Genomic DNA, 10,213 nt, shown 5'->3' with positions numbered 1-10,213 from the left:
GATCGGCTTTTCTAAGTATCCGTTACAACCGGCAGATAAAGCTCTCTCTCGGTCTCCGGTCATGGCATAGGAGGTAAGGGCGATAATGGGGATCCCTTTATCTTCTTTAGACTCTCTTATCCTTTTGGTCGTCTCCAATCCATCGATGCCGGGTAGCTGGATATCCATTATAATGAGATTCGGTTTTTCTTTTAGGGCAAGTTCTATTCCTTCTTCGCCGGTTTTGGCCTCTAATACTTCATAGCCATTTTTCTTTAAGATAAAGCTGATAAGGTATATATTGGTCTCATTATCTTCGATGATCAGGATTCTTTTCATACTTCTACCTCCTTATATTTTAAGGGCAGGGTTAAGGTAAAGATGCTTCCTTTAGTATATTCGCTCTCGACAGTAATACCTCCGCCGAGCAGGTTCGCGAGCTTTTGAGAGAGATAGAGGCCCAGGCCGGTGCCTTCAATTAGCAGGTTAATCTGACTGAAGGCATTAAAGAGTTTACTTATGTCTTCTTTTTTTATTCCGATACCGCTATCTCTGACCGATACCTCCACGGTTTCCTCTTTCTTTACTATCTTTATCTCTATCTCCCCTCGATCGGTAAATTTCAGGGCATTACTGATAAAGTTGACCAGGATCTGTTTGGTCCTTCGCTCATCACTTTTAAGAAGAAGGGTGGGAGGTGCCTGTAGTAATAGGTGAAGACCCTTCTTTTCTGCGGTGACTCGAAACGATTGCTGTACCTCTTCGGCTAGGCTGACCAGATCGAATTCGCGGATAGTAAGCTCTATCTTATCTGCTTCGATCTTACTGATGTCAATGACATCATTGATGAGCTCTAAGAGATGGTGGGCGCTTTTTTTTACCAGGGTAAGCTGTTTTTTCTGCTCCGGATTAATCTCTCCGGACATCCCCTGCAGGATGATACCGGTAAATCCGATGATAGAGTTTAGGGGGGTTCTAAGTTCATGGCTCATGGAGGCAATGAACATCGATTTTAGTTGGTCGAGTTCACGAAATTTCTTTTCACTTTCCTGAAGGTTTCTATAAAGAAGCTCATTCGGCTTGGTAAGGCCGGTAACGACAATAGCCCGGTAAATAAAATAAAAAGAGATGATCTTGCAAATATGACCAATTAAATTAGATAAACCGTAAACACTAATATAAAAAGTGAAAGCCAATTCGCTTGCTATGGTCAAGAGGATGGAAATGACCAACCATTGTAGGACCTTATGGTCAAATTTTTCTTTTTTTCTTAACAGGAAGAAGATGGAGGCAGCAAGAATTAGAGATATGATATATTCACTGATTTTTTTAAAAGGAGTAAGTCCTGTCCCTTCAACAAAGCAAAGAGGAAATATTTTCCAGTAAAAAATGGATAGTAATAATAAAGATAAGAAAGTAGTGTATCCTATCAAAATAAAATCAATTTTTACCTTTCTCTTGTCAAGAATGAAACAAGCAACAAGAAGAGAAATACTTTCCAGATAACGGGCAGCGATCCAAAGTTGGGTAGGTAGGTTAGCATCAAACTCAGGAAATACTCCCATTCCGGCGTAAGCCAAGGTATGTATGAGATCTATAAGACCAATAAAAAGATAAGCAATACCTAAAAATAAAAAGTAATTATTATCGATAAGGTTACGACAGTTCCAGGCTACAATAAAAATACTAAATGCAATAACAATACTGAATATCTCGGCAAGGCTGTGAAAAAGAAGATAACTGTAAAGACTGGTCAGGTATAGACCTAATAAGAGCAAGCAGCCTGTTAAGAGTGGAATGAAAATAGATTTTTTAGATGCTGAATAGAATTCTTTCATTATTCTCTCCCTTTTATATATTTAATTTCCAACAGGCAAGCAAGATAAGATAGAGAATTAGCGTTTAGTTTTCGATATCTTTTTCTTTTAACGCTTTTAGGATTTTATCCGGAGTAATGGGAAGGTTAAAAATTCTCACTCCTATCGCATCATACACCGCATTGGCAATGGCCGGGGCAGTGGCAATGGTAGATGGTTCTCCTATTCCTTTTGCTCCAAAAGGACCTTCTGAATCTTCATTTTCTATCAGTTGGGTAGTAAAGTGAGGGCTATCCATAGAAGTGGGGATTAGATAACCGGTCAAATCTGGATTTAAAGTGATTCCTTCTTTGATGACTTGCTCTTCCATTAAGGCCATACCCATTCCTTGAACCGTTCCTCCTTCTACCTGTCCTTCTACATTTTTCGGGTTTATTGCTTTACCAATATCGGCTGAGGTATAAACCTTCAAGACCTCTACAATTCCTGTAACAGTATCAACTTCTATATCAATAACTTGAGTAACAAAGGTGTAGGCTACGTATACTTTTTCACCCTGTCCTGTCTTGGGGTCAGGTTTATCAGTATGAGGGAAGAAAGATGCCTCTGCTTTTAAGCTATCACCTCTTTCTTTTACTTTCTGTGCTAATTCCCAATAACTTAATTTATCATCCGGTTTATCCTTTCTAAAAACATAACCATCTTGTATTTTTAAATCAACATGATTGGTTATAAAATTTAAACTCGCATAATGATAAATATTACTTAATAATCCTTCTGAGGCTTCTTTAACTGCATTCCCGGTAAAAAAGGTCTGTCGGGTTGCGGAAGAAGAACCGGAATTTTTAGTCAAATGAGTATCCCCGGGAATAATATGTATTGCTTCCGGTTTCACTTTTAAAACTTCTGCAGCAATTTGAGTCAGTGCAGTTAAAACACCTTGGCCTACGTCAGCAGCAGCAGTTCTAATTAAAATCTTCCCTCCATCTATAATTTCTGCTGAAGCAATGGAATGATCAGGAAATCCTTCTCCATAACCAAAACCGAACATAATAGTAGCTACTCCTCTTCCACTTTTTTTCATTGCCTTGCCTCCTTCCAACCAACTATAACCGCTACTCCTTTAATAGTCTCTTTTACCCCCACACTATGAGTCAATATCTGATTATTGGGTGTAGAAGAACCGAAGCAATAGGCATTTTGTAAACGGAGCTGAATAGGGTCTTTCCCTAATTTTCGAGATAGGATATCCATCTGGGACTCATAAGCAAAGGCCATCTGAGTAGTGCCAAAACCGCGCATCGCCCCGCAATAAGTATTATTAGTATAAACAGTGTACGCGACTCCACTTACATTATCTACATTATAGGGACCGGTACAATGATACATACCTTTGTGCACTACCGCCGGTCCACTAGAAGCATAGGCTCCGGTATCACCGATTACCACTACCTGGCAGGCAGTTAAATAACCTTGATTGGTAACACCGGTTTTCATCCGAATAATAAAAGGATGTCTCTTAGATTGAGAAATCATTGATTCTTCTCTGGTATAGGTTAATTTTACCGGTCTTTTAGTTTTTATAGCTGCTAAGGCAAGGTGTATATGTACAGAAATATCTTCCTTTTTACCAAAAGCTCCTCCGATAACCGGCTGGATTATCCTTATTTTTTCTTTGGAAAGACCTAAAGATTGAGCAATATCTGCTTGACTATCATGAAGCCATTGAGTAGCCACCCAGAGCTTAATCATTTCGGTTTTCGGATCAAAAATCCCGACACCAGCCTCTACTTGAAGAGGGACATGATCTAAAGAAGTGGTCCTATATTCATTCTCTACAATGATATCTGCTTGGGAAAAACCCTTATTTATATCCCCCTTTTTTAAATAATGGGTAGCTAAGATATTGCTGTCCTGATGAATCGGCGGAGCGTCTTTTTCCATAGCTCTAAGAGGATCGGATATTACTTCTAATTCATCTACTTCTACCTCAATTAATCCTATTGCCTGAGATGCGATTTCCTTGCTCTCCGCGATAACAATGGCCAGGGCATCTCCCATATAACACATTTTCTGATTAATTCCCACCAGAACCGGTTGGTCCTTAATAATTAAACCAAAATTTTTCACTTCAGGGATATCGGCAGCAGTAATAATTTTAACTACTCCCGGTAATTTTTCCGCTTTACTGGTATCTATGCTGCGTAAAAAGGCATGAGGATGGGTGGCTCTCTTAATTTTTAGGTACAGCATATCCTCAAAATAAATGTCGTCAGGGTATATCGCTTTACCGGTTACTTTATCCCTGACATCTACTTTGTAAATATTTTTACCTACATATCTTTTAGGCATCTTTTTCACCTCTCTTATTATCGCTTACGGACAATCTATTTGCGGCTAATTTAATAGCATCAATAATCTTTTGATAGCCCGTACAACGGCAGAGATTTCCGGAGATACCTCGCTTAATCTCCTCTTCATCAGGATAGGGATTTTCTTCGAGTAATTTTTTGGCGGCTAAAATCATACCCGGGGTACAAAAGCCGCATTGAACTGCTCCTGTCTCTATAAAAGCGTCTTGAATAGGATGTAATTTTTCTCCATGGCTTATTCCTTCAATGGTAGTAATAATAACGCCATCCGCCTGAGGAGCCAATACCAAGCAGGAAGCCACCAGCTCACCATTCATTATTACAGTGCAAGCTCCGCACTCACCTTTTCCGCATCCTTCCTTGGTCCCGGTAAGATGCAGGTCATCTCTTATTAGATCCAGCAAACGGGTTGAGGTAGTGGTCTTGACTTTTCTTTTTTTACCATTAATCGTTAGCACTATTTCTAACTCACTCATTTATACCACCTCCACATGCTGAATCTATCTCTTCTAAAGCTTTAATCATTATATTTTTAGCTACATCTTTACGATATTCTCTGGTTCCTCTAATATCATCAATGGGAGAAATTTTATCTTCCACTATTTGGCCTAATTGATTGAAATCTAATTGTTTGATTTTTTTACCTATCATTTTTCCCTTTATTTCTTTTATTTCTATAGGAGTCGGTGCTACGGAGCCAAGGCACACACTTACATCTTCTATTATTTCATTGTCCTTATCCATTCTCACTATCAAAGCCAGAGTAATTGTGGCAATGATTAAGGCTTTCCTTTTTCCGATTTTGATCCAACTTCCGTAAGTATGTTTTTCTGATAAGGGAAGAATGATTTCACTTAGTAGCTGATCAGCCCTCAAAATCGTTTTTTTTGGTCCGATAAAAAATTCTTCCGCTGGTATTATCTTTTCCCCTTTAATAGAAAGTAACCTGAATTGAACTTTATAAGCCATTAAAGGGGCTAAGAGATCACCGGCAGGAGATGCATTTACAATATTCCCGCCAATAGTTCCCCGATTTCTTATCTGGGGAGAACCGATATCGGCAGCTGCCTGGCATAAAACCGGATAATATTTTTTAATATATACTGAATTTTCTAATTGGGTGTGGGTAACCATCGCTCCGATTTCCATTACATTCTTATTTATCCGTATATTTTTTAATTCTTTAATATTTTTTAAATCTAACCAGATGCCAATTTCATAGAGCCGGTCATAGTATTGAACTAACAAGTCAGTCCCTCCGGCAATTACTTTAGTGTCCCTTCCGCGTTGGGATAATATTTCTAAAGCCTCCTCTATTTTCTGCGGAGCAAAATAATGACCGGGTAGAGCCTTTTGACTTTTTTTGTGCTCACCTCCAGAAAAATTTTCAATCCCTTGTAATCCTGGTGAGAATTCTTCCATAAACTATATCCTCCACTTTCTAAATTCCAGCTAAATAACCGTAATTTTTTAAAACAGTGCATATTACCATGATAATCTTTTTAAGTTCATTAAGATCATAATTATTTGGATATTTAAAATCCCCAGGCATTATTAGTTCATTATTTTTATTAATTTTTAGCTTCCGTAGATAATCTTTTAATCTTAGGGTCATAAATTTTTCATCAGAAGCATCTGTGATACAAAATCCATTATTGGTGCTGTTCTTAAAGTCCTCTTCTGTCGTAAAAAGAGTCAGCTTGTCTTGATATGGCTTACCATCATAGGGACAGAAGGTGGCACAGTTACCACATTCGTTGCATAAAGCATCAAGATGGAGAATCTGATAGGCATCTTTAACATGCTCTTTCCCGTCAATCTCAATCGCTACGTTTGCCCGGTTGGGACAAACATCCACACATTTATTACAGATAACATTGCACTCAAGACACCTTCCTGCTTCATTTTCGGCTATATTCCTATCATTTTCGGCTATTTTTGGAAGGATAAGACGATTTTTTTTATTATAAATCTCGGCAATCTGTTGTGTTCTATCAAAATCTGGTTTAAGATCTTTCTCTTTGTCCTTCCAGTTTGGTATCTCCTTTTTGATAATAGCCTCTGCTGCTCTACGGGCATCAGCAATAGATTCAACTACGCTAGAAGGACCACGAAGGGCATCGCCACCGATAAAAACATTTTTAAGATTAGTTTCAAGGGTTTCCGGTTGTGCGTACGGTCTGTTGTTTTTTTCAATCTTTAATCCGTATGCCGATAATAATTTGGAATCGCTAACCTCTCCAATAGCAATGATTACTGAGTCAACAGTTATCTCTTCGCACTCCTCGGTGGGGATAGGACGCCGGCGACCACTGGAATCAGGTTCACTTAAAACCATTCGACGACATTTCAAAATACCGTTTTTGGAGAATGATTCTGGTAATAAGAGAGGCCTAAAAATCACTCCCTCTTCAAGGGCCAGGTTATACTCCTCTCTATCTGCCGGCATTTCCTCTTCGGTACGGCGGTAGATAATAAATACTTTTTCTACGCCTTTCACTCTTAGAGCTGCCCGCGCACTGTCCACTGCGGTATTCCCACCACCTATTACCGCAACCTGCTGACCAATTTTAAGAGACTCTGGATTTTTGTTGAAAGATCTCAAAAAATCCAGGGTTTCATAGATATGACCATTATCTCCAGTTAGCGGCAGCTTCTTGGAAATTTCCGCGCCGATTCCGATAAAAATATATTTATACCCCCGGTTATGCAAATCACTAATAGAAAATTCTTCTGATATTCCAAATTGGAAATCCACGCCAAGGGCTTTAATAAAGGAAATATCTTTTTTGATGGCAGATGCAGGAATTCTAAAATTTGGCAATATATAGTTTACTACCCCTCCGGGATAATCCTGTTTTTCAAACACAGACACTTTCAACCCGCCTTTTACAAGAAAATAGGCTGCTGAAAGTCCTGCCGGACCTGCTCCGATAATGGCAACTTTTATATCTAATTGTTTTACTTTACTATCACCATCATAAGGTACATCTTTTTTACCATACTTTGCAGCAATTCGTTTGACTTCACGAATATTCACTGCTCCATCATAGTCAAGACGGGTGCAGTTGTACATACACTGGTGATCACAAATGTGGCCGGTGATATTGGGAAGAGGATTCTTTAAATAAATACATTCCAGGGCTTTATCGTATTGTTCGTGACCGGTTAATCGAATATATTCTGGGATATCCTGAGAAATGGGACAGGGAATAACACAAGGGGCAATATAGCAATCTATTAGCTTTAATTTTTGCTTAACCGATACTTTTTTTGTCCCTCTCCATTCTTTCCGGTAATAATTCTCCTGAAGGGACTCTTCAGCTAATCGATCAAGTTTTTCCGTATCAATAATTTTAGGATATCTTCTCTCTTCGACTATTGGTTCTAATTTTCGGGCTATTTCTGCCATTCTCATATAACCGCCAGGCTTTAAAAGTTCTGTGGCCATGGTAATTGGTTTAATCCCTGTTTTAAAGATCTGATAGACATTTTGTTGAGATGCCCCTCCTGAGTAAGATATGGGGAGAGTTCCCGTAAACTCACGCGATAAGCGAGAAGCTAAAGTAATGGTAATAGGAAAGAGAACTCGTCCTGATAAATACATCTCTGTCCCAGGAAGGATACTACCGGGATTTATCGTCCCCAAAGTATTAGAAAGTTTTATTCCGAAATTACGACCATATTCATGAGCAGTTTTTAAAAGTCGCCTCAGCATCCCAACCGCATCATCCCACTGCAAGTCATTAGTAAAGGTAGATTCTTTAATATTGATATAATTAAATCCAAGCTCATCTAATATTTTTCTGACTAATTTATAACCAAGAAGAGTAGGATTCAATTTTACAAAAGTATGGAGCCCTTTTTCTTTCATAAGATATTTACAGATAGATTCAATCTCTTTGGGTGGACATCCATGCATGGTGGATAGTGTTACAGAACGGCTAATACAGGGGGGAATTGTCCTGGCAATATTTTCCGGATTTTTGACCTTTCCTTTCATGTGCAAAACTTCTGAAAAGTTCGTCTCCCCAATAAAAGCACTTAATTCCTCTAAGTAACGCTTAAATAAAGGATGTCGGGAGGCATCGGTTAAGTTATTAATAAATGCATCCATAGGCGGTGTTTTGATTCCCTTTAGATCGTAGCCAACACTCATATTAAAAATAAAAGACTGTTTTGAGGTAATGTGCATATCAAAAACTGCTTTTATAAAATGAAGTAATATCCAGGCTTTAACATACTCGTCATAGGCCTGCTCCAGGGAAAGTTCAGTAGACCATTCAGTATTGTAGCCCTCATCTCGTGCATCAATACAGGGTTTCTCAAATTGCAGGTTATCAATTTCTTGTACGGTCTTAAGCTCAAAAAAGCGTCCCCCGGTCAAATAGGCAGCGATAATATTTTGGGTCAATTGGGTATGGGGACCAGCTGCCGGTCCTACAGGGGTAGCACAGCCTTCATCAAATATTTGAATGTTTTTCCCATTTTCCTTAATAAAAAATTGAGCTTCCGGTATACCAAAAATTGTCCATTGCAATCGATATTCTTCAGTTACCCAATGGAGCAACTGCTTAAAGGGAATTGGCCGCATAATATCTCCCATTCTCTCTCCTCAAAGAAATAGCAAAGAAATAGGGACACATCCTATTTATTCTATTTCATTTTATTTTACTTTTACCATTTAAAGAATTCTCTTACAATTTCAGTATAATTTCCAGTGCAAATCAGATGGTGATTACCAATGAAATTTTTTAAAAAATATTTTACGTCCTCATTCATTTTTACTCTTATTTGAGTCCTGCACAAATTCTCGCTATTTAAATTTTCAATAATTTCTCCCCCGGATACAAAATAGTTTTTACCATCCCCGGAAAGTTTAAAAACGGTGGATTCCCCTTTCCTGATATTCCCCTTTATCCCCACTCCCAAACCTGATTCGAAGTGAGTTTTTAAATAAAATTCATCAGACATATTTAAAGGCACGGTACAATGAGCTAAAATGATTTCATTTCGATCAATATCCACACTGGAAGGATTAGCCATAAAAACAGGCTTATCAGTCAGAAAATGTAATATAGTCATAGATATAAGTGCGGGGATATCCCCTTCACATCCGGCAACAATTCCTTCATCGTTTAATAATGACATACCAAGACAACCGGTATTTTTATAAATTCCCAGCAAGTCAAAACATCTTACCGTAATACCGTCAAGTTTATATTTTTTTACGATAGCTTTAAACCCGCTATAAATTTTCAGTGCTCCTTCAATTGATTTACTATCAAATGCTTTCCTTTTAATATCATTTAATTTCGGATGGTCGAAATGGTAATTTTGCTCAATTTCTTTTACTAATTCATCCATTTGAATATCTATTAAAGAAATACCTAAGGCATTTTTAATTTTATCATAATCTACATCACTGGCTATCAGCCAATCGGATGGTCTGCCAATCACTCCTAATTTAGTTGAAGCTAATCTTCTTTTGACTTCAAATATTTTTCTAAGTTCTTTTATCCTCTTGGCAATATAATCACTATTTCCATAGATTATTTCGGTTTTCTCCCCTTTTTGCCTTAGAAATAAGGCAATCTCCAAAGAAGCGGCTAAAGAATTATGTAAATCGCTGCATAAAAGTAGGTAAGGTTCCTTAATTTGTTTAAAAATCTCTTTAAATTTCGCTTCAACTCCGCCGGATTTTATAAAGATAAGAGAGAAATAATCTTTGCGGTTAAAATCCTTTAAGTCAATTTTTTTCAGTTTCTCACCTAATTTATCTTCAACATCTGCTAAAAATCCTTGCAAAGTGCGGTCAATATATTCTTCGTTATGTATCTCTGAAACCAGAGGATATAATCCTATCTTCACATCAAATTTCCCTTCTTTTATGTATCTATGTTTCTTTTATTAATATTCTACAAAACTAATAAAATTCCTCTTTTTTTTCTAAAATAAAAAAGAATAATTATGTTTCTTGTTTTTCTTTCTCTTTTTTGTTTCTTTTCTTCTCTTTCTTAACTCGACAATAGATACTATATGCTT

Annotated in this window: 8 protein-coding genes; all 8 read right to left on the bottom strand. The window is 37.7% G+C overall.

The features are described 5' to 3' along the window. Window positions 1-318, bottom strand: a 318-nt coding sequence (locus ENO17_01330; protein ID HER23699.1) for a response regulator, incomplete at its 3' end; no start/stop codon positions are given. Next, the gene (locus ENO17_01325) at window positions 315-1,817 is read right to left on the bottom strand and encodes a hypothetical protein (GenBank protein HER23698.1); all 1,503 of its coding nucleotides are present in this window, start codon (window positions 1,815-1,817) and stop codon (window positions 315-317) included. The genes ENO17_01325 and ENO17_01330, both read right to left, overlap by 4 nt. 64 nt (window positions 1,818-1,881) lie before the next feature. Continuing rightward, window positions 1,882-2,880 (bottom strand): xanthine dehydrogenase family protein molybdopterin-binding subunit, encoded by a 999-nt coding sequence (locus ENO17_01320; protein ID HER23697.1) that lies wholly within the window; start codon window positions 2,878-2,880, stop codon window positions 1,882-1,884. Next, window positions 2,877-4,148 (bottom strand): aldehyde oxidase, encoded by a 1,272-nt coding sequence (locus ENO17_01315; protein HER23696.1) that lies wholly within the window; start codon window positions 4,146-4,148, stop codon window positions 2,877-2,879. The genes ENO17_01320 and ENO17_01315 overlap by 4 nt, the downstream gene beginning before the upstream one ends. Next, complete coding sequence (locus ENO17_01310; GenBank protein ID HER23695.1) at window positions 4,141-4,644, bottom strand: (2Fe-2S)-binding protein; 504 nt, start codon at window positions 4,642-4,644, stop codon at window positions 4,141-4,143. Before ENO17_01310 ends, ENO17_01315 begins: the two co-directional genes overlap by 8 nt. Further along, the gene (locus tag ENO17_01305) at window positions 4,637-5,590 is read right to left on the bottom strand and encodes a xanthine dehydrogenase family protein subunit M (GenBank protein HER23694.1); all 954 of its coding nucleotides are present in this window, start codon (window positions 5,588-5,590) and stop codon (window positions 4,637-4,639) included. Before ENO17_01305 ends, ENO17_01310 begins: the two co-directional genes overlap by 8 nt. Before the next feature lie 19 nt (window positions 5,591-5,609). Next, entirely contained in the window at window positions 5,610-8,774 is a 3,165-nt protein-coding gene (gene ygfK / locus ENO17_01300; protein ID HER23693.1) for a putative selenate reductase subunit YgfK, read from the bottom strand. Between the two features lie 71 nt (window positions 8,775-8,845). Then, window positions 8,846-10,039: a hypothetical protein gene (locus ENO17_01295; GenBank protein HER23692.1), complete on the bottom strand. Its 1,194-nt coding sequence runs from the start codon at window positions 10,037-10,039 to the stop codon at window positions 8,846-8,848. Window positions 10,040-10,213 lie beyond the last annotated feature (174 nt).

This window comes from Candidatus Atribacteria bacterium, from assembly GCA_011056645.1.
GTDB lineage: Bacteria > Atribacterota > Phoenicimicrobiia > Phoenicimicrobiales > Phoenicimicrobiaceae > Sediminicultor > Sediminicultor quartus.
The sequence above is the reverse complement of the archived record's forward strand: the minus strand, read 5'-3'. Positions and strand labels throughout refer to the sequence as shown.

Bases quoted from the DNA above. Each gene is read 5' to 3' on its own strand.
- ENO17_01315 (HER23696.1), bottom strand. From the start codon at position 4,148: ATGCCTAAAAGATATGTAGGTAAAAATATTTACAAAGTAGATGTCAGG.
- ENO17_01305 (HER23694.1), bottom strand. From the start codon at position 5,590: ATGGAAGAATTCTCACCAGGATTACAAGGGATTGAAAATTTTTCTGGA.
- ENO17_01310 (HER23695.1), bottom strand. From the start codon at position 4,644: ATGAGTGAGTTAGAAATAGTGCTAACGATTAATGGTAAAAAAAGAAAA.
- ENO17_01325 (HER23698.1), bottom strand. From the start codon at position 1,817: ATGAAAGAATTCTATTCAGCATCTAAAAAATCTATTTTCATTCCACTC.
- ygfK (HER23693.1), bottom strand. From the start codon at position 8,774: ATGGGAGATATTATGCGGCCAATTCCCTTTAAGCAGTTGCTCCATTGG.
- ENO17_01320 (HER23697.1), bottom strand. From the start codon at position 2,880: ATGAAAAAAAGTGGAAGAGGAGTAGCTACTATTATGTTCGGTTTTGGT.